Here is a 20,029-nt window from a genome sequence, read left to right as displayed (position 1 = left end):
GGATTTTTTTTATCTATTATTTTATCTAATTTAGCTCAATTGAATCGTAGAGGCACATTATGACCGATAATAAAAAGATGTTATTAACCAGTCGAGATCAAAGTTTAAAAGCATATTTAATGAATAAAATTAAACAAAATGGCGGTTGGGTTAATTCACATATGCATGCCGATCGTGCTTTTACGATCACTGTTGACAGTTTTGATGTTTATCAAAAGCAGACTTTAATTGAAAAATGGGATACGTTAGATAAAGTCAAAGCATCGATGAGTGAAGACGATTATTACCGCCATTTCAGCATGGCGGTTGAGCGAATGATCGAACAAGGGGTCAGTGCCATGGGATCATTTGTCGATATCGATCCAATTGCAGAAGAGCGAGCAATCAAAGGTGCACTAAGAGCCCGTGAAACTTATAAAAATGACATTATCATAAAATTAGTCAATCAAACCCTTAAAGGTGTTATTGATAAAGAAGCACGTTATTGGTTTGATAAAGGTGCAGATTTAGTTGATATCATTGGTGGATTACCACGTCGTGATGAACGTGATCATGGTGAAGGAATGGGGCTAAAACATCTTGATGTATTGATGCAAACAGGAAAATCATTAGGCAAAATGGTCCATGTTCATGTTGATCAATTTAACTCCTCAGACGAGATTGAAACCGAACAACTCACCGATAAAACTTTGGAACATGGCATGCACGGACGCGTAGTAGCAATTCATAGTATTTCAATTACTGCGCATAGTTTGGAATATCGTCAAAAACTCTATAAAAAAATGAAAGAAGCGAAAATGATGGTCATCGCTTGCCCATTCGCATGGATCGATAGCCCTCGCCGTGAAGAACAAGGTCCTACTCGTAATTCTCTTACTCCTGTTGATGAACTTGCCGCTGCAGGTATTCCTGTTGCGATTGGTACCGATAATGTCAGTGATTATATGTTACCATTTTCAACAGGCAACATGTGGGAAGAGCTTAAACTACTCGTTACAGGATGCCGGTATACCGATTTAGACAATGTGGTAAATGTCGCTACCAAAAACGGACGAATGGTATTAGGACTTGAATAATAATTGAATGAAACACAATAAAATTTGACCAATAAAAAATCCCACAGTTTTTAATCTATTGTGGGATTTTATTTTTTCAGTTTGGTATTTAACAACTTATTAAAGTATAAAATTATAATCTTTTTATATCTTGTGCAATATGAGATATTTCATTCATAATTTGCGTTTCAAGCTCATTTTTTGCCTCTTGCGTTAATTGGTATTGTTGTAAATAATTGCCATCTTGATGATCAAATTCGTAACTTGGTTTATCTCCCGTATAGGAATAGTTAACCTGCATTGAGTTTTTTTCAACTCGAAACGTTTTATCATAGCTTATTAGCCCTGTCACGTTTAGGTAAGCAGTCACGGTTATTTTATTCATCAATGTTTCTATTTTTAGGTTATAATCCTTTTCGCCATTCTTTTTAGTTTCATTTTTAACCGATCCACCCTGATCAGAGTAGTTTTCATCAAATCGGAGTCTGACATTAACTTGACTAGCATTGCTATCATCAGTAGTGGTCACAATTCCTTGATCGCGGATTGCATCCATTATTCGACTTTGCATACCACCATTAACGTTAAAATAGACTGTTATACGACCTTTTTCGGCATAAACTTCAGCCTTTTTACTTGCATCTCGATAAGAGCCATTGGGATAGGTATTAGAAGCTTTTTGGTACTGATATGCCGCATTACGATAATCAGCTCGCGAACTTGCTTTTTTAGCGATTTGTTCACCTTCAGCATAAGAGGAAATCGCAATTTGAGTTTTGAAGATTTTAATGTAATAATTCGCTAGTTTTTCACTATCTTTATAGTGTCCGATTGGACTATAAACTTCAGCGGCTTTGTTAAAGGCAGCCGCTGCTTGATGATAATCTTTTTTACGAGCAGCTTGCTGCCCTATTTTATAGTACTCTTGAGCAACTAATTGCAAATAACGATTATTTGCTTTTTTATATGAAGCATTAATATCTTTATAGTCATAAATATCTAAACCTTGTTTATATAGCTCGGCTTTCTTTTTATAACTTTCACTATCCTTAGCTACAATTGAGTTTGCTTGGTCATAATAAACTTTGGCAATATCTTGTTTCAATTTTGAACTGGTATACTTATCTAAAAAAAAGCTCAACTCTGGACTATAAAATTGATTACTTAAGCGATCATGCATTTCCATTAATTTATTATAAGTGGAAATTTTGTCTTCGTAATCGTTAGCCGCGCTATCAGCTAAGTCTGCTTCATATTTAACCATCACGCGATTAACCAAATTGCGCAAATGCTCAGCATCTTCTTGCTTGAATTTAGCTATACCTTTTTGTTCAATATTGAGTGCTAATATATTAATACTTTGAAGATAGTATCCTTCATTATATGCTTCTTCATAAGTGCGTGTATGGCTACAACTCGCTAACCAAAACATTAACAAAACAACAATTAAATTCCTCATAATTTTTACTTCCATTTGTTAAACCTATCTTTAATCATTGAAAATAATTTACATTATTCTAATTAGTTACATAAAAAATTATATAGTTAAAACTAAAAAAAATATCCATTTATTTTGAATTTAAAATCCCTGCCTCAATTCATATTTGTAGGGATTTAATTGTTACTCGTTGCGATAGCGCCTGATCTATTATTTTATTAGCTAAATCCGATCTCATTTCTAATGTTTCTTTAGTTTCATTACATAACTTTGGCTGTCGGTACCGGTAATTGATTTACCATATTCATAATATTATTTAGCAATGGTTTGTTCTAACTGCTCAATAGTGTATTTATCATCAAAGGAAGTTACTGTTTGACTAAAGAAACAATCGTTTAACATGATTCTGAGCAAGCTTTGATAGATATCAATGCAAGTCTGATAATCTGTGGTTGCGGTATTAGCTAATACTTGTTTCATAATGTGCTGTAATATTACTAACTGAAGAATGTAGTTTTTTTTAGCACTATCTTTATCAAATTTACGTTCACCTTTCTCTTCAATACCGGTGGCTAATGAACTAATACTTTCTAAATATTTTCCTTCTTTATATGCATCGTCACCAGTACGAGTATAACAGGCTGTTAAAAGAAAAATTAAAAAATTGCTATAGTTAACCGCATCATATTTCCTTTCAAAAATTTTAGTTAAATTATCAGTCCATTGCAGATGACAATCGTTTGTTTTTTTATCACTAATTAACTCAGTATTAATCAGCGTAACAAAGTTTATAAAAAATTTTTGGCGATTTATTAACTTTTTTTGCTATAGTCATGAGCAAAAATCTAAATTAAATTTAATTTTGAAAAGATGAGATAGCGTTGTTGAAAGTATCCTCCCAATAATATCGAATTCATTAGGAGGACAGATTCTATTTACGAGTCGGCTTTTTTGCTGTCGCTTGGCGCGATGATCGAGATAAGTTATTCAGTTTGACTCGCTTAGGCCGAACATTAGACTTACCCGAAGTAGAATTTACAGTAAAACTTTTAATTTCGGCAGGTAAACCAACAATTTCCCGTAAATAATTGACTGAATCAAGGCTTAACTCCATCCATGTACCACGTGATAAACCTTTAGGTAGCGTGATGTTACCATAACGAATACGCAACAATCGACTTACTTGTACATCTATGGCTTCCCACATTCTACGAACTTCTCGATTACGGCCTTCGGTAATAACCACATTGAACCATTGATTAAGACCATCACCACCTTGCGCTTTGATCGATTTAAATGATGCAGGACCATCTTCAAGTTGTATACCTTTGCGTAGTTGACTAATTTGTTGATCGGTCACATTACCAAAAACCCGAACCGCATATTCTCGCTCAATTTCATGTCTGGGATGCATTAATCGATTGGCAAGTTCACCATCTGTAGTAAATAGTAGCAATCCCGAAGTATTAATATCAAGCCGACCGATATTCACCCATCTAGCATTTTTCAAACGAGGCAAACGTTCAAACACGGTTGCTCGACCTTGAGGATCGTTACGGGAACAAATCTCACCTTCTGGTTTATAGTAGGCAAGTACACGACAGATTTCTTTTTCTTTACTCCGAAGTTGTACTAGATGACCGTTAATACGAATTTTAGGATTAGTATTAATATCAACGCGATCACCTAATGTTGCAATTTTACCATCAACACTAATTTGACCTGCGGCGATCATTGCTTCAATTTCACGGCGAGAACCATTACCTAAGTTGGCTAAGACTTTCTGTAATTTTTCGCTGTTATCGTGTACAGACGGTGCCCGCTTTGTCGAAAATGATTTTTGCAGCATTACCGGTTTGTCTGTTGATTTATTGCTTTTTATTTTTCTTGTATCTGCTGTATTTTCATATTTTGAAACTGCTGTTGTGCTATGTTTCATATTGTCCTCACTGTTACCTTCTCAGGTATCATTTATCTATTCAAAACATTATCAATATTAAAATAACGTATAAAAAAACGGCTATTCAAATGGTGTAGTATCACCACTACCTTGACGAATAATATCAGGGTAGTCATGGGTCAAGTCTATAACGGTTGTTGGTTGTTCGCTAATATAGCCGCCATGTACAATTGCATCAAGTTGATGGCCAATTTTATCTTCTATCTCATCGGGATCGGATTGGGCCTGAGTATCATTGGGTAAAATTAATGTAGTTGTCATCAAAGGTTGACCTAATAATTCCAATAAAGTCAGATCTATTTTGTTATCAGGAATACGTAATCCAATCGTTTTACGTTTTTCATTCATTAATCGTCGTGGAACTTCTTTACTCGCGGACAAAATAAAAACATACCGACCTGGTGTATTATTTTTTAAGAGCCGAAAAGTGGTATTATCCACAAAAGCGTAGGATGAAAGTTCTGAAAGATCACGGCACATTAACGTAAAATTGTGATGTTTATCCAACTGACGGATTTGACAAATACGATCTACGCCATATTTATTATCTAACAAACAACCAAGTGAATAGCCAGAATCAGTCGGAAAAGCTATTACGCCACCATCATTCAATATTTTTACCACTTGCTCTAATAATCGAGTTTGTGGATTATCAGGATGAATATAAAAAGTTTGGCTCATAATGTTGTTCAATCCAATTTTATATTTAACATATCATTTTAGTTTAAATGATCACAATCAATAATTTTCAACAATATCAATCTGACGTATCTTAATATCAATCTTCATTTATAACACCCAATTATGCCAGATTGGTGTAACACTGCTTGGTAGTGGTGCTGTTTTACCTAAATCAAGATAATTAACCAAATCATGAAAATCCGATCCTTGTGATGCCAGTAATCCAAATTCATTTGCGAGTTTAGCTAATAATTGTAGATCAGTTGGTGTTTGTCGACTTTGCGAAACTTCCATTGCATCACCGCCAAATTGTTTAAAATCACTAAGCAAAAGTTTTAACTTAGTTAACGTTAAATCATAACGACTGGGATGTGCAAGTACTGCTTGCCCTCCCGCATTATGTATCGCATTTACCGCGTGATCAATCGTGCAACATTGCGAAGGTACGTAAGCATAACCACTTTTGCCTAAATATTTTTTGAAGGCTCGATTCACATCTTTTACATACCCTTTAGCCACTAAAAAACGAGCAAAATGAGCACGTGAGACAATATCACCTTTAGCATATTCTTGAGCTTGTTCATAAGCATTTTCAATACTTACTTTTGCTAATTTATTACTAATAGCCTTTGCTCTATCTATGCGACCTTGCTCTTGCCGTAATAACAAAGCAGTTAATTGGGGATCTTCAATATCAATATTTAAGCCAACAATGTGTATTTCATTATTTTTCCAGGCTGTTGATATTTCAACGCCACGAATTAATTTTATAGGTAATTTGTCTTTTTCAATAGTGTATATGGCTTCTGGCAATCCTTTTACTGTATCATGATCGGTAATTGCTAACATTTGAAGTTGATTTTCAACGGCCCTTTTGACTAAATCTGTTGGCTTTAAAATTCCATCCGATGCAGTAGTGTGCGAATGTAAATCAACGATCATTTTTTTCTCGATAATTATTTTTAAACGTGTAATATACCACACAATTTGTATGACCACTAAAAGGTATATTATGAAAGATCAAATTATGCTTGCTCAGCAAGATACATTAGCTATTATTGAGGAACTTTTAGATGATGGTAGCGATCCTCATGCACTTTATTTGATTGAACATCATATTTCATCACAAAATTTTGATAATTTAGAAAAGGTTGCAGTAGAAGCTTACAAATTAGGCTATGAAGCAACCGATCCCGATGAAGATGTAGATGATGCGGGTAATTTAGTTATTGGCTTTGATATTATTGCAGAAAGCCCTCTTAATGCCGAACTTATCAACGCACAAATTGCTGAAATAATCACGCTGGCCAATCAATTTAACGTCAATTACGACGGATGGGGTACTTATTATGAAGATGGTAGTGATGATGATTTTATTGAAGACGAATCTGCTGAGACCCTCCACTAATCATAAAAAATAATAAACGGCATTCTTATCCGCATATTTAACGGATAAGAATATTTATTGCTTAACGTATTATAATTCTTCGATACGACTCTTTCTTTTCTGATTTGGCGAAACACTACGCACCAAAATTTTGTCGTGATGATTCAGCGAAACTGGACCTTGATAACGCTGCCACTGCTGCCCTTTATCAATTGAATATTCAATACTTAAACCAGGGAAAACAATATTTGCTATCAATTTACCATTTTCAATTTTTGCTCCAGGGACAGGTAGACGATAATCAACTAAAGCCGCATCCAATTTAGCTAATTCTCGTTGCCCTAATAAATTGGCAAATTGGTTCCAATCATTAAAAAGTTTTTGCTGATCAACATAATGAGTTTCACCTATTTTGAATTGGCGATCTTTTTGATAATTTGTTTCCCAATCGGCTTTATGCCATGCGCGTTCGGCAACACTGAGTAATCGAGGATAGGCCATATAAGCCATTTTCTCATCTGTGCGAATATTTTCAGTCCAGATTTGTGCTGATAAACCATATGCACCTGGCCAATCCATTGTACCCTTAGCTGCAAAGGCATCACCGTTACGATCAAAAGAAGTTTCAGCATTTTGTGGCAAGTTATCTGGCGCAAAACTGAAGATTTTGCGTTCGTCATTAAACCGAGCAGCCCAATAATACCCGCTTTCTTTTGGATTAACTTCGTAAGGCATATCTAAATAGACATAATCAGGATTAGACACAATAACTTTATAGCCCTTATTGGCAAATTCATTCACTGAATCATACCCGCCCCAATACAAGTTATCCCAGAAATTGACAATCACTTCATCGGTGGCAAAAGCGTTGGCATCAGTAGCAAATTTTACACCATCTTGCCAAACTTGCATGCGATTAATCCCATTGTCTTTAATGATTTTACTTACTTCGACGGCAAAATAACTTGGTAAATGTTCAAAATTCTCAACTATACCAGTATTGACAAAGGTTTGGCAGGCTTGTGATTTTGCCCATGGATGATCTTCAACACTTTGATCGATTAAACCTTTACCAGCCTCTTTTTGAGCGGCATGGATATCTTGGTAGCCATTACCGAAATGAATGTTTTTTGCTTCATCACCACCAAAATGCCAAGTTGTAATGGGCTGGTTAGCTTCAACATGCATTTTAGCGATTTCACTAATAACTTTATTAACAAATTTTTTCGAAGACTCCAAACATGGATTGAGATAACTTTGTCGATTATAAAATTGTACCGTTGTTGTATTGGATGTATCGCTTGGATCAACCAATCGATATTCATTAGCTTGTTGTTCTTGTCCTTGTTCCATTAGGCGTTGATATCTCACTTCCATCGACCTAATAGCGGCTCTAGCATGAGCAGGCATATCGATTTCTGGGATGACTTCAATAAAACGAGCATTGGCGTATTTTACGATCTCAATATAATCATCTCGAGTAAAGTATCCACTGCCGCTATTATTGCTATTTGGACCCGATCCGAGTTGTGGTAATAAGCATTTTTTCTCACTCAAATCATGACAACGTTTACTACCAAAATTGGTCAGTTCAGGTAAACCTGGAATTTCAATTCGCCACCCCTCATCATCACTCAAATGGAAATGAAATTTATTCATTTTATATTTTGACATCGTATCAAGTAACTGTAATACCGCTTCTTTACTTTTGAAATTTCGACCGGTATCTAACATCATTCCACGATATTCGAATCGCGGGGCATCCTCAGCTGAAAGTACAGGAATAATTTGAGGATTATTGGCATGTAATACAGATAATATCGATTCTACACCATAAAAAATGCCACTTTGATCAAAAGCTAAAATGGTTGCCCCTTCAGGAGTGATATCTAACTTATAACTCCCTTTTACCCCTTTCTCAAATGCACTTTTATCAATTGAGGCTTTAATGTTAAAGCCTTTACCGCTAACAGGGATATTCAATACTTTAAAATGTTCATTTAATACCGATTCGCTCTCTTTTGCTAAGCCATTAAGGACTAAATTAACACCATTTTCATTGAGGGTGACCATTTCCTTACCAACAGTAAGTTTCGATGGTGTCGGCAAAATCTGTCCTCTTAACAACTCGGCATTAATAAGTTGTATATCATTGTTATGATGATAACGATGTTCAGGCGTCATTAAAATATTATGATCATTGGGGGATATTTTCCATTGTTCGCCTAAAGGTTCAACAAATGCCGATAGATTATCAGAATCAGTATCCGTATTAACAATCACTTTAGGTTCAGCATTTGACGAGGTAACATACCATCTAGGCATCACATCACTTTCACTAATTTGCCAATATTCACCAATGATGGGGATGTTCACAATAGCTTTCTCGGGAATACCTTTGAATTTGTTAGTCGGTTCAAGCTTGTGCAAATCACCTGTCACATGGGTGATTTTAAATTGATCATTATTGACGGCTAAAATCATCCGAATATTATGAAAATAGATTGCCCAATCTTTGTCAGTTATCGCAGGCCCCGTGTTTTTAAGTGTTAACGTCACTTTGTTACAAGATGCCCAATCTGCTCCCAATGCAGCACAATCTATACCATGATTTACAGCATTATTATCAACTATATGATAATTTAGGCGTAATTGTGAACTCATGGTATCCACAATTTTTTGTGAAGCATTCACTGATTGTGCAGTGCCCATACTGAATAATGATGCTATCGATGTAGCAATAATAGCTGATTTAAATTTTATCATGACAATTACCTATTTTTGTTTAGCATTGAAAATGGTGAAAGGGACAGTAACAATAAATTTGATATCGTGTTCATCTTGGAAGATATTGCCATATCCGCCCTCCCAGCTTGGGATATTGGTGTGATTGTTGTATTTGGTATAATGAAGTTGTAAAGACGTATCTTTTATCCAACCATTTTGTACGGTATAACCTAAATCAAAATTATAAGCTGACTCAATTAAACGTTTCTTTTGGTTAAACTGTTTGTTTGTGCTCGGTTTTGCATCCCAACCATAAGCATAAGACGTACCTGCTTTCCAACCGGTTAAGTAATTTGATAGATCGCCTAAATCATAAGTGACTTCAGTAAATATCGCCTTCTCACCATTGGCATTAAAGTCAGAACGTGAATTCCACCACACATCTAATCGACCATTTGAAGAAGCATAATCCGGCGTCATGCGCTGTAGAAAGTAGCCCTGTTCGCCTTCAGCTTTAACAACCACACCTTCAAGTCGTAGACCAACCGGTCCCATTTGATAACCTAAAGTAGCTGCTTGCAACCACGCCAAACCATCATAAACATTTTTTCCTTTATGAGACTGATCTTTAGCCCCATAAAATTGATAACTCATGGTAAGTGAATTATTGAAAATATCGGTTTTATATGAGGCTTTACCAAAAAATTGGTTCATATAATTTTGCGCTTGACCAAAGGCGGTTTCTAACACTAAATCATTTTTAAAGTCATATTTCAAACCAGCAGAATGGAGGTAATCAATTTTTTTTCCTTTGCCCCATTGTTTAAATTCATAAAGTCGTTTATACCATGGTGCTTTGTATTTATCTGCCCACATATAAGACATGGATAAAGAGCCGGCATCATCGAAATCAAGCAAACTACCAAATTCCACACCTCGATAAGTACCGGGTAATAAACTCCAGTGTGGCGCCAGTAATGTTTGACCTGAAGGTTGAATATACCCTGCTCTAAGCCAAAATTTGTCGTCGAGTTTAAAATTTACTAGCGCTTTATAAAAACTCAGCCCACTGACATCTTTCTTCCAATCCTCATCCCATCGAGTATTGGCACCACTAAAACCGATTTCATTAGGGTGTCCATTGCCACCGTTACTGACTTCCCAAGCACCATAACCACCTAACTCAATTGCAAAGCGATCAGCCATATAACCCGATTTGAAATCTAAATTTGTGTTAAATGATGAGTGCCTGAGGTTTTTTTCATATTTATGTTCTTCAATATTTTTTCTTTCTCGATCACGATTCCAGAAAAATACATTTCCCGTGAGCGATGAATCATCAACAAAATTATTTTCATAAACGGCATATACAGGATTAATACTATAAAAAAAAGAGAAGAATAAAATATATTTTGTTAGAAAATGAAAACGGGATGGTACAACAGCAAGCGTATTTAGATTCATGTTTGTTTCCCTAAAATTATTTTATTTATACAACAAGTCACAGCCTCACTTTAAAAATTTTTTGCAAAGTTAAATCACTAACTTATTTTCATGTAAATGACAATTAACGCCTATTTTGGCAAGCAATTTACATCAGATAACAGATAAATAAGTATTTTTATAATGCATAAACATATTTTAGTTCGCAAATTAAATGATCTTAAATCGTGATCAAAATCACCAAAAAATAGAAATTACTGCTATTTTTATTAAATAAAAGCCGACTTTTTTCAGATAAAAAAATAATTATTTAAGCGATCTTTAAAAAATAAACAGTAGTGTGATAGGTAAAGTAATAAATTGAATATACTGAATTATTATCAATATGAGCAATATTTAGAAAGTATCGAACAAAAAAAAGAGAAACGATTCACATTTCTCTTTTTTTCAATTTGCCGTTAATAACAGACTTTATTAGTATTAGTTTTCCGTATCGATTTCGTCAAAACTTTTTACTAACTCATCAATTGCTTTCATCTGTTTTAAGAATGGTTCTAATTTTGCTAATGGTAACGCTGATGGACCATCACATTTTGCATGACTAGGATCTGGATGAGATTCTAAAAATAACCCAGCAATACCTACAGCCATACCTGAACGAGCAAGCTCAGTCACTTGCCCCCGTCGACCGCCAGACGCTGCGCCCATTGGATCTCGACATTGTAAAGCATGGGTGACATCAAAAATAACAGGTGAACCATGACTGGCTTTTTTCATAATATTAAAACCCAGCATATCAACGACTAAATTATCATAACCAAAACAGCTACCACGATCACAAAGAATAATTTGATCGTTACCGGCTTCTTCAAACTTTTCGACAATATTCCCCATTTGACCTGGGCTTACAAATTGTGGTTTTTTAACATTAATCACCGCACCAGTTTTAGCCATTGCAACAACCAGATCTGTTTGCCTTGCTAAAAATGCAGGCAATTGAATTACATCAACTACATCTGCAACTGGCTGGCATTGCGCTTCAGTATGCACATCGGTAATCACTTTTATACCAAATTGCTTTTTTAGTTCTTCAAAAATTTTCAAGCCTTCTTCCAAACCTGGTCCACGATAAGAGTGTACTGAAGAACGATTTGCCTTATCAAAAGAGGCTTTGAAAATATAAGGGATATTCAATTTATTTGTCACGGTAACATAATGTTCACAAATTTTCATGGCTAAATCACGTGATTCAAGAACATTCATACCACCAAATAACACAAATGGTAAATCATTAGCGACAGTAATATCGCCAACTTTAACTCTTTTTTGTTGCTTCATAAAATATTCCTAGTTAAGGTTTAAACCATCGACCAAGCGTAACCCTATCGTTACCACTATAGTCAGCGACGGTTTCGACTAATTGAAATCCATGTTGTTTGAAAATTGTTTGAACGGCCAAACCTTGTTTCCAGCCGTGTTCAATTAGCAACCAACCATATTGATGAAGGTGTTTAGTTGCACCCTGTACAATTAATTTAATATCTGCCAGCCCCTCGTCTTCCGAAACCAGTGCTGTTCTTGGTTCATATCGCACATCACCATGCGATAGATGTATATCGGTTGGTTCGATGTATGGCGGATTACTGGTAATCATTGAAAATTTACGATTCTTAATCGGCTTATACCAATCACCTTGTAAAAAATAAACGTTATTAACCCCAATTTGATTAGCATTTTCTTGAGCTAAAATTAATGCATCTTTATTTTTTTCTACTGCGGTAAATAAACAATCTGGGCGCTCTGTTGCCATTGCAATAGCAATAGCACCTGTCCCTGTCCCCAAGTCTAGGACTTCGCAAGGTATTTTAGATAAATATTCCAAACCTAATTCAACTAATTTTTCAGTGTCGGGTCTTGGAATCAATGTGGCATTTGAAACATGAAACTTTAAAGACCAAAATTCCTTTTCACCCGTGATATAGGCAATCGGTTCACCAGCTTGACGTCTTTTAAGATATCCATCTAAGGCAATTAGCTCATCATCATTAAGTAATGTTTCACTAAAAGCCATCAAAAATGTGCGTGTTTTATGCGTAACAAAGCTCAATAAAATTTCAGCATCACGTTTAGGGCTCTCACTTTCAGTGAGCGTTTGTGATGCTGATTTTAGCCATTCTAAATAAGTCATTCATCCTGTTCCGATAATGCCGCAAGTTGATCTGCTTGATACTCTTGAACGATTGGATCAATTAACATTTCTAATTTACCTTCCATCACTTCATCTAGGCGATAAATAGTCAGGTTAATACGGTGATCAGTAACTCGACCCTGTGGGTAATTGTACGTTCTAATTCTATCTGAACGATCACCAGAACCTAATAAATTACGTCTGGTTGAAGCTTCTTCTTGTTGTCGTTTTCGCGTTTCTGCATCTTGAATACGTGCAGCTAATACAGACATCGCCTTAGCTTTATTTTTATGTTGTGAACGCTCATCTTGACACTCAACGACAATACCGGTTGGAATATGGGTAATACGAATAGCTGAATCAGTGGTATTAACGTGCTGACCACCCGCCCCTGAGGAACGATAAGTATCAATTTTTAAGTCTGCTGGGTTAATTTCTGGCATTTCCGCTTCGGGAATTTCAGGTAATACTGCAACTGTACACGCTGAAGTATGAATTCGACCTTGCGATTCGGTTTCTGGTACACGTTGAACACGATGGCCACCTGATTCAAATTTCAAGTTACCGTATACACCATCACCACTAACCAGCATAATCACTTCTTTATAACCGCCATGTTCACCATCATTTGAGCTCATGATTTCAACTCGCCAATTTTTTGATTCAGCATAGCGAGTATACATTCTTGCCAAATCCCCAGCAAAAATGGCCGCTTCATCACCTCCAGTCCCTGCTCTAACTTCAACAAAGCAGTTGTAATCATCATTAGGGTCTTTAGGTAATAATAGAACTTGTAATTGTCTTTCTTGTTCTTCAACTTGACCTAATGCTTCATCGAGTTCTTCTTGAGCCATTTCACTCATTTCAGGATCTGACAACATCATTTTAGCGGTTTCAATGTTTTCTTGTGTTTGCTTCCAACTCGTAAAACATTTAACCACGCCAGATAATTGAGAGTATTCTTTAGAAAGCGTACGAAAACGATTTTGATCGGCAATAACCGAAGCATCAGATAATAATGCTTGAACTTCTTCATAGCGCTCTTGCAGGGTTTCTAACTTGCTGATAATAGAAGATTTCATAAAAAGTATAATTTTAACGATAAATAATTAAATTTGCTGGGCATTATATACTTTATTGTATGCAAAATACAGTTTCAGCTTGTTGTCTGCTTAGTTAAATAACCTTGATAAAAATCGGCAAAAATTAATCCATAAAAAATCAATCTACTAAAAATGTTGCGCATGTCACATAAATCGCTTTTTCAAGTTTTAAAAAATTGAATCACCTCATAACATATAAATGTAAACGTTATCATTTATTTTGAAAATATAAAAAATAACAACATATAAATCATATAATAATTAAATGTTATCGTATACATAAACTAATTTTAAACTATTTAAGGAGTCGCAATCATGAAAAAATTTTTTGTATTAAGTTTATTGGGATTAAGTTCTATTGCCAATGCTGCAATTCAATGGGATACACAACAAGGGCAATTAAAATTATATGGTGATGTTGAATTCAATACCGATGCAGCAAGCAGCAAACAACAACTAAGTTCATTAAAACAAACCGCTGATAAAAAAAATCAACCTGCCGACAAAGATCGCTGGGATATCAATGGGCGAATTTTGATTGGTTTAGATGGTTATCGAGAAATCAACCATTCTAATTATGCTGGTTTTACAGTACAACCTCTTGCTGATTTAAGTGGTGATATGAACCTTGATGATGCAGCTTTTTACTTTGGGCAAAAAAAGGAGTGGAATATTAAAATTGGTCGTTACGAAGCTTATGACATGTTTCCACTGGGTCAAGATACGTTTATCGAATATTCAGGCAATACCGCCAATGATCTTTATGAAGACGGTTTTGGATATATTTATATGATGAAAGAAGGTCGAGGTAGGAGCAAAAATGGCGGGAGTATTCAATTAAATAAACCCTTTTTAACTAATTTTAATTTCGAATTAAATGGATTAATTAACAATGGTGAGAAGATGTTTAATAAGTCGACTTATCATGGCTATAACATCGACAAAAAGAAAAATGTTGCGTATGTTCGCCCTGTTTTATCTTGGAAAAATGATAGTATATCAACAGCAATTGCAGCCGAAACCAATGTTGTTAAAAATGCTTATGGTTACTATGACAATGATGAAAAATTTCGAGATCAATCTAAACGAACAGGCTATGGCGCAACATTCTCATGGAATAGCGAAGGTGACTGGAACGCATCGAATAAAGGACTTAAAATCAATACTAGCTTTGCATATATGAATGCCAAAGATGAAAAAGATATGACTATAGGTACCAATCTAGTTTGGGAACAAATTGGATTTGGGTACATTTTTGCCAATAATGATATTAAAAAATTTAACCTAGAAAATCGTATCAAAGACGGTCATATCAATAATAAAGGAAAATATAAAATCCATACAGTTAATGCTTCTTACTTAATTAATAACGTATTATATATGGACAATTTTAATATTTATTTAGGTACCTATTATTCACTATTGGATAGAAGTAAATCTCATGGTGATAATACCGATGATCGCTATGGTGCACGTGTAAGGTTTAAATATTTCTATTAATTAGTAATAAAAGCCAGTTTAGTTATTTAATTTGCTGGCTTATATTTATTAGTTTGCAAGTTTTTTTATCAAGGGTATAGTTACCTACAATTACTTAGTGATTTCAACACCAATTTTTTATTGTTAATGGTAAAAACGATGAAACAAACAATATGGAAACTCGAAAACCCAATTAAACACTTTGATTGGGGTAGTATGGATCAGATAACAAAAATTTTGGGGATCAGTAATCCCAGTCAAAAACCAATGGCGGAAATTTGGATGGGAGCGCATCCAATCGGCTGTTCAACAGCCATTGAAATTGACAATCACAAAGTCAAACTTGATAAATTGATCAATGATAACCCGCAAGCTATTTTAGGTGAAGATACATACAAAAAATTTGCTGGTTTACCTTATCTTTTTAAAATACTTTCCGCGAATAAAGCCTTATCAATACAGGTTCATCCAACAAAAACCGCGGCTAAATGTGGTTTTGAAAAAGAAAATCAATTAGGCATTGCCCTTAATGATCCAAAGCGAAATTATAAAGATCCTAATCATAAACCAGAATTAATTTACGCCTTAACCCCCTTTAAAGCGATGCGATCATTTCGACCTATCGATGAAATACTTATGCTGTTTGCAAAAATTAACGTTTCGATACTTGAAAATGAAATCGTAAAATTGAAAAATAATCGTTCACCTCAGCAATTGAAACTGTTCTTTACAGCATTATTGAATCTTTCGGAAAAAGAAAAATTACAATTAATTAATCAATTACTAAATAGCATAAACGATATAGAAATTGAGCCTTTTTCAACAATCAAGATGCTTGCTCAAGAATATCCAAATGATATCGGTATATTTATGCCATTAATTTTAAATGTTATTGAACTACAACCCGGGCAAGCTATGTTTTTAGATGCGCAAACGCCTCATGCTTATATCAAAGGAACAGGACTTGAAGTAATGGCAAACTCAGATAATGTACTTAGAGCAGGCTTAACGCACAAACACATTGATATACAGCAGTTAGTAAACAATACAAGTTTTGATAGCTTAAGTTTAAATAATTTACTAATAAAACCAATAATCAAAGCTAATAGAACCTCTTTTCCGGTTCCAGTTGACGATTTTAATTTCGAAATTATATACAGTAATGATCAACAACAAGAACAAAAGGTAACTAGCGCACAAATAGTATTATGCCTTGAAGGAAAGATTTGCTTGACCACAGAATTTGAATCAGTAGTCCTTAGCAAAGGTGAATCAGCTTTTATTGCTTATCAAGCTAAAGCGTATTGTTATACAGGAGAAGGGATTTTAGCTAAGGCTTCTAATTAAAATAAAAATCTAGCCTGATTGTGGATGATTAACTATCTTTTTCCACCGCTGATTTAGTGGTACGCATGTCTTTATCACTGTTTTAATATGCCACTGAGGCATCGAGTACTACCGTACCGCCACTTATCGATACCGGTGTCACCTTAAAGTCGGCTTTGTTTTCAATATCACTAAAACTGATTGTGCCGGTATCTAACCGGTTTTTGGATTTATCCGCAGTGGAGGCTAGGTGGTTTTATACCGTCGGTTACATGCCACAAGGCACAAAATCCAACCCCAGATTACAACTGACGATTAAGGATAGATGGCTGGAGCAATTTGGTTTTTATACTGGACAACCTGTGATCATTAAAATCGAGCAGGGTAAGTTAATTATTGAACTTGCGATGCAGATCTAAAAAGAGATAAGAAGAGCCCCGATATAGGAACGGGGGATTAAATTAAATACCTAATTCATTTAATTCTTTTTTTATCCACAAATTATGATCTGATATAATTTTGAGATAGTTTTTATCAGAATAGAACTCATTTAGAGTCATTACGTTGTTAACTCCTTGAATTATATTCGGACCACTATTGGGTTCTCCCCATTCATTCCAGAAATTATTTAATTCCAGCGGTCCATACAAACTATCTTTTGGTAAGTTATTTAGTAATTTTTTTATTGAGAACACGACCCATTTTCTCTTTGAAAGGGTTAAATTAACATTACTAAACTCACAAAGCTTACTAAGTATATCAATAACCTCATCGTTTATTTCTGTACAAAAAGACAATTCAGAAACTAATATAAAAGAAGCATCATCTGGCTCAAGAATAGCTAACTGTTCACATGCATAATCGCTAACACTATTCGGTGATAATGTACCTATGGGGAGGCCTTTACAGCCTAAATAAACCACTCCCCAGTCAACTATTCTTAGTTTTTCAAATTCATTAAATATTTTATTTATCATGGTTTAGATGGTATCCCATTTATTTTTCCATTTGGTACAAACATACGATGACTTACGCCACCTAACTTAGGATCTACTATCCATTCAAATCTACCAGGAACACCATTTAGGCTTCCTTCCAGTTGATGAAGGGTTGCTCCGTTGTTTAAGGTTGTTTTTGTCGCTTGACCTGCATAATTGTCAATAATATCATTAAATCCATGCGATTTAGCTGTAGGAGGGAATTCTTGAACAGCTCCTGGCTTTGGTTTACCTGGATAAACTGTTATTTGTTAACCATCAATATCTAATACCGGTTTATTAGTTACTTGATCAATCTTATTGCCACTACCTGAGCCTTTTTCACCATAACCAACTCTTGGATTATCTAAGATCTCATTAGAAATGGTTTGATTTCCACCACCTTTATTCGCACTCGTTCCCTTTCCAGCGTTAAATTAAATTTAAAAAAATAAAACCCTACAAATGCGGGATCTATCATTTATTTCTGATACATTCTAGGGAAATATTCGTTGATTTTATCATTATCAAGCAATCTATCAGTGGTAAAATCAACCATGTCAGAAACGGCTATTCCATGACGTAATTCTTCAGGAAAATCTTCAATTGAGGCATAGACGGTTGGCATCAAATACCGGAAATAGTCCCCCATTTTAGTATTACCATTAAAGCCAACAGGATAATCTTCACCTTCAAAACTACCTTCAATTCCATGATAAACAAAAAAGCCTTTCCTTGATGGTAAGTTACATTCAATTGGTTTTTGTTCATAGTGAGAACGTTCTTGTATAAGTTGTTCAACATCTTTTCTAGTTGGTAAATAATCAAATCTTAAACCTGAATAAAGATCTAATACAGTCCTACCACATTTATTATTAGGGTAGGACTTAAATATTTCTGATTCTTCCCACATATAATCAGTTAATTGGTCTAATAATAATTCTAAATTATTGATTGACAGAAGAGCTTTAGGTAAATTACCAAAACAATTGTTTACCATCACAGCAATTCGACCGAATTTATCCATAGCAAACCAAGTGTATATGGTTCCAAATTCGGGTTTCCAATGTATATTTAAAATACTCATATCTATTTATCCTTCGGCCATGTTATCTGACAATTTTCACAAGGCTTTATAATTGAATCTTGTGTAATTTTACCTTGCTCATAGACCGTTCTTGGTCTAACTGCGTCAGTAAACTTAATTCTCTCAGGAGCAACTCCTTGACGAATTAACTGAGCTGCTGCTGAAACTTCAGCACATGCCCCTGCTTTATTTTTACAAAAACTTGTAAACTCTCCGATTTTAACACCTAATTGCTGTTCAATATACTTTACTGTTTTAGGATGTAATGCTTCAGCAGTTATATTAGCGTTACTATTGCCTATAGCGATTTTACCCGTCACAGGGTCATATGCACCGACCATTGTTGCATTTTTATTAGCTTGAGATTTCGATGTAAAGCTATTAATTTCATCAAGTAAATTTTTTTGTGCTTGAGCTGCGACTTTATCCGCCTGTGCGACAGCACTCCCCTTTCCAGCAATACTATTGGGGCCAACTATCATCGCGGCAAGCATAGCTGTGGAATGCATTGCATTATCAAACTTGACTAAATTTCGTGCGGATTCAATACTTATCCCTAAACTATCTGATAAATTCTGAGCCTTATATTCATTATAGGCAGCTAAGTCTCTTCCTTCTAACTCAGTAAGTTGACTTAGTATTTTCTTATATCCATCATAATATTTAGTGTAATTAGCATAGGCATCATTATAAGCTAAATAATCTTCGGGAGATAACGTTTTAAAATAGCTAGCATATGCTGACTGTAATTCTATTCTTACCGCATTACATTCTGATGAGCTTAAATTTTGACAAGCAATTTTTAGAATTTCATCTCGTTGTGCATCTAGTGCATTTAAAATAGCAACTTGGCCTTCTAATTCCTGTTTCTTTTCGTCTGAAACAACTAGACTACCTTTATTTATCAAGTCTAATTTAGCTTGTGCATCTTTTCTTTCTTTATCTTCCGATGCACTCAAATAGTTATTCTCAACCGCATTTTTACCACCGGCAATAGCGGTATTGATATCCTGAGCATTACCACCTAATGCGGCAATAGCCAGTCCGGTGGCCAGTTGGGCGAGTGCTCTGACTTGTTGTTTTTCATCCTGATTTAATTCATCTATACTTTTATTCGGATAAAGAATACTGGCAATGACTTCTGCGCCTCGCTCACTGACCGCTGCACCAACTCCGCC

At 35.0% G+C, this 20,029-nt stretch carries 18 protein-coding genes; 5 read left to right on the top strand and 13 right to left on the bottom strand.

Features of this window, described 5'->3' with window-relative positions; translation table 11 throughout:
- Window positions 1-59: 59 nt before the first annotated feature.
- Window positions 60-1,076, top strand: a complete 1,017-nt coding sequence (locus J3U63_RS03730) for an amidohydrolase family protein (protein WP_267332525.1) — start codon at window positions 60-62, stop codon at window positions 1,074-1,076.
- Between the two features lie 112 nt (window positions 1,077-1,188).
- Here J3U63_RS03730 and J3U63_RS03725 read toward each other — a convergent pair whose 3' ends face one another.
- From J3U63_RS03725 to rnm, 5 genes are all read right to left on the bottom strand, one after another.
- Window positions 1,189-2,514 carry a hypothetical protein gene (locus J3U63_RS03725; RefSeq protein WP_267348249.1) on the bottom strand — a complete coding sequence of 442 codons (1,326 nt, stop codon included), beginning with the start codon at window positions 2,512-2,514 and terminating at the stop codon, window positions 1,189-1,191.
- 291 nt (window positions 2,515-2,805) lie between these two features.
- Window positions 2,806-2,973: a hypothetical protein gene (locus J3U63_RS03720; protein WP_267348250.1), complete on the bottom strand. Its 168-nt coding sequence runs from the start codon at window positions 2,971-2,973 to the stop codon at window positions 2,806-2,808.
- 451 nt (window positions 2,974-3,424) lie between these two features.
- Window positions 3,425-4,342, bottom strand: a complete 918-nt coding sequence (gene rluB, locus J3U63_RS03715) for a 23S rRNA pseudouridine(2605) synthase RluB (protein ID WP_416381291.1) — start codon at window positions 4,340-4,342, stop codon at window positions 3,425-3,427.
- Between the two features lie 171 nt (window positions 4,343-4,513).
- A complete protein-coding gene (locus J3U63_RS03710) occupies window positions 4,514-5,134 on the bottom strand; it encodes an L-threonylcarbamoyladenylate synthase (RefSeq protein WP_267332521.1) in 621 nt (206 codons plus the stop codon).
- A gap of 108 nt (window positions 5,135-5,242) precedes the next feature.
- Entirely contained in the window at window positions 5,243-6,076 is an 834-nt protein-coding gene (gene rnm / locus J3U63_RS03705) for an RNase RNM (protein WP_267344832.1), read from the bottom strand.
- A gap of 70 nt (window positions 6,077-6,146) precedes the next feature.
- Here rnm and rraB point away from each other — a divergent pair, with 70 nt between their 5' ends.
- Window positions 6,147-6,542, top strand: a complete 396-nt coding sequence (gene rraB, locus J3U63_RS03700) for a ribonuclease E inhibitor RraB (RefSeq protein ID WP_267332519.1) — start codon at window positions 6,147-6,149, stop codon at window positions 6,540-6,542.
- A 69-nt stretch (window positions 6,543-6,611) separates the two neighbouring features.
- On the opposite strand, the gene J3U63_RS03695 is transcribed toward rraB, so the two are convergent.
- The 5 genes from J3U63_RS03695 to prfA all read right to left on the bottom strand — a co-directional run bounded on the left by J3U63_RS03695 (window position 6,612) and on the right by prfA (window position 13,961).
- Window positions 6,612-9,287 (bottom strand): beta-N-acetylhexosaminidase, encoded by a 2,676-nt coding sequence (locus J3U63_RS03695; RefSeq protein ID WP_267370468.1) that lies wholly within the window; start codon window positions 9,285-9,287, stop codon window positions 6,612-6,614.
- Window positions 9,288-9,296: 9 nt separating this feature from the next.
- Window positions 9,297-10,712: an OprD family outer membrane porin gene (locus tag J3U63_RS03690; RefSeq protein WP_267370467.1), complete on the bottom strand. Its 1,416-nt coding sequence runs from the start codon at window positions 10,710-10,712 to the stop codon at window positions 9,297-9,299.
- A 459-nt stretch (window positions 10,713-11,171) separates the two neighbouring features.
- Window positions 11,172-12,029, bottom strand: a complete 858-nt coding sequence (gene kdsA, locus J3U63_RS03685) for a 3-deoxy-8-phosphooctulonate synthase (protein WP_267332516.1) — start codon at window positions 12,027-12,029, stop codon at window positions 11,172-11,174.
- A 13-nt stretch (window positions 12,030-12,042) separates the two neighbouring features.
- Entirely contained in the window at window positions 12,043-12,879 is an 837-nt protein-coding gene (prmC, locus tag J3U63_RS03680; RefSeq protein ID WP_065798068.1) for a peptide chain release factor N(5)-glutamine methyltransferase, read from the bottom strand.
- Window positions 12,876-13,961, bottom strand: coding sequence for a peptide chain release factor 1 (prfA, locus tag J3U63_RS03675; protein WP_267332515.1), 1,086 nt, complete (start codon window positions 13,959-13,961; stop codon window positions 12,876-12,878). Before prfA ends, prmC begins: the two co-directional genes overlap by 4 nt.
- 336 nt (window positions 13,962-14,297) lie before the next feature.
- Here prfA and J3U63_RS03670 point away from each other — a divergent pair, with 336 nt between their 5' ends.
- The 3 genes from J3U63_RS03670 (at window position 14,298) to J3U63_RS13310 (ending at window position 17,206) form a co-directional block, all read left to right on the top strand.
- The gene (locus J3U63_RS03670) at window positions 14,298-15,482 is read left to right on the top strand and encodes a carbohydrate porin (RefSeq protein ID WP_267370465.1); all 1,185 of its coding nucleotides are present in this window, start codon (window positions 14,298-14,300) and stop codon (window positions 15,480-15,482) included.
- Between the two features lie 138 nt (window positions 15,483-15,620).
- Window positions 15,621-16,808 (top strand): mannose-6-phosphate isomerase, class I, encoded by a 1,188-nt coding sequence (gene manA / locus J3U63_RS03665; RefSeq protein WP_267344838.1) that lies wholly within the window; start codon window positions 15,621-15,623, stop codon window positions 16,806-16,808.
- Window positions 16,809-16,990: 182 nt separating this feature from the next.
- Window positions 16,991-17,206, top strand: a complete 216-nt coding sequence (locus J3U63_RS13310) for a SymE family type I addiction module toxin (protein WP_416381290.1) — start codon at window positions 16,991-16,993, stop codon at window positions 17,204-17,206.
- Between the two features lie 42 nt (window positions 17,207-17,248).
- On the opposite strand, the gene J3U63_RS03660 is transcribed toward J3U63_RS13310, so the two are convergent.
- The 3 genes from J3U63_RS03660 to J3U63_RS03650 all read right to left on the bottom strand — a co-directional run.
- Complete coding sequence (locus J3U63_RS03660; protein ID WP_267370464.1) at window positions 17,249-17,764, bottom strand: DUF2247 family protein; 516 nt, start codon at window positions 17,762-17,764, stop codon at window positions 17,249-17,251.
- A 481-nt stretch (window positions 17,765-18,245) separates the two neighbouring features.
- Complete coding sequence (locus tag J3U63_RS03655) at window positions 18,246-18,851, bottom strand: hypothetical protein (protein WP_267370462.1); 606 nt, start codon at window positions 18,849-18,851, stop codon at window positions 18,246-18,248.
- A 2-nt stretch (window positions 18,852-18,853) separates the two neighbouring features.
- Window positions 18,854-20,029 (bottom strand): VENN motif pre-toxin domain-containing protein (locus J3U63_RS03650; RefSeq protein WP_267370460.1); only part of this gene is annotated, 1,176 nt, incomplete at its 5' end.

The organism is Gilliamella sp. B2838 (assembly GCF_026536185.1).
Taxonomy (GTDB): domain Bacteria; phylum Pseudomonadota; class Gammaproteobacteria; order Enterobacterales; family Orbaceae; genus Gilliamella.
The sequence above is the reverse complement of the archived record's forward strand: the minus strand, read 5'-3'. Positions and strand labels throughout refer to the sequence as shown.

Coding starts and splice junctions, on each gene's coding strand:
- J3U63_RS03710 (WP_267332521.1), bottom strand. CDS start 5,134: ATGAGCCAAACTTTTTATATTCATCCTGATAATCCACAAACTCGATTA.
- J3U63_RS03695 (WP_267370468.1), bottom strand. CDS start 9,287: ATGATAAAATTTAAATCAGCTATTATTGCTACATCGATAGCATCATTA.
- J3U63_RS03655 (WP_267370462.1), bottom strand. CDS start 18,851: ATGAGTATTTTAAATATACATTGGAAACCCGAATTTGGAACCATATAC.
- manA (WP_267344838.1), top strand. CDS start 15,621: ATGAAACAAACAATATGGAAACTCGAAAACCCAATTAAACACTTTGAT.
- J3U63_RS03690 (WP_267370467.1), bottom strand. CDS start 10,712: ATGAATCTAAATACGCTTGCTGTTGTACCATCCCGTTTTCATTTTCTA.
- J3U63_RS03730 (WP_267332525.1), top strand. CDS start 60: ATGACCGATAATAAAAAGATGTTATTAACCAGTCGAGATCAAAGTTTA.
- kdsA (WP_267332516.1), bottom strand. CDS start 12,029: ATGAAGCAACAAAAAAGAGTTAAAGTTGGCGATATTACTGTCGCTAAT.
- rluB (WP_416381291.1), bottom strand. CDS start 4,342: ATGCTGCAAAAATCATTTTCGACAAAGCGGGCACCGTCTGTACACGAT.
- J3U63_RS03725 (WP_267348249.1), bottom strand. CDS start 2,514: ATGAGGAATTTAATTGTTGTTTTGTTAATGTTTTGGTTAGCGAGTTGT.
- J3U63_RS03720 (WP_267348250.1), bottom strand. CDS start 2,973: ATGAAACAAGTATTAGCTAATACCGCAACCACAGATTATCAGACTTGC.
- rnm (WP_267344832.1), bottom strand. CDS start 6,076: ATGATCGTTGATTTACATTCGCACACTACTGCATCGGATGGAATTTTA.
- prfA (WP_267332515.1), bottom strand. CDS start 13,961: ATGAAATCTTCTATTATCAGCAAGTTAGAAACCCTGCAAGAGCGCTAT.
- J3U63_RS03670 (WP_267370465.1), top strand. CDS start 14,298: ATGAAAAAATTTTTTGTATTAAGTTTATTGGGATTAAGTTCTATTGCC.
- rraB (WP_267332519.1), top strand. CDS start 6,147: ATGAAAGATCAAATTATGCTTGCTCAGCAAGATACATTAGCTATTATT.
- J3U63_RS03660 (WP_267370464.1), bottom strand. CDS start 17,764: ATGATAAATAAAATATTTAATGAATTTGAAAAACTAAGAATAGTTGAC.
- prmC (WP_065798068.1), bottom strand. CDS start 12,879: ATGACTTATTTAGAATGGCTAAAATCAGCATCACAAACGCTCACTGAA.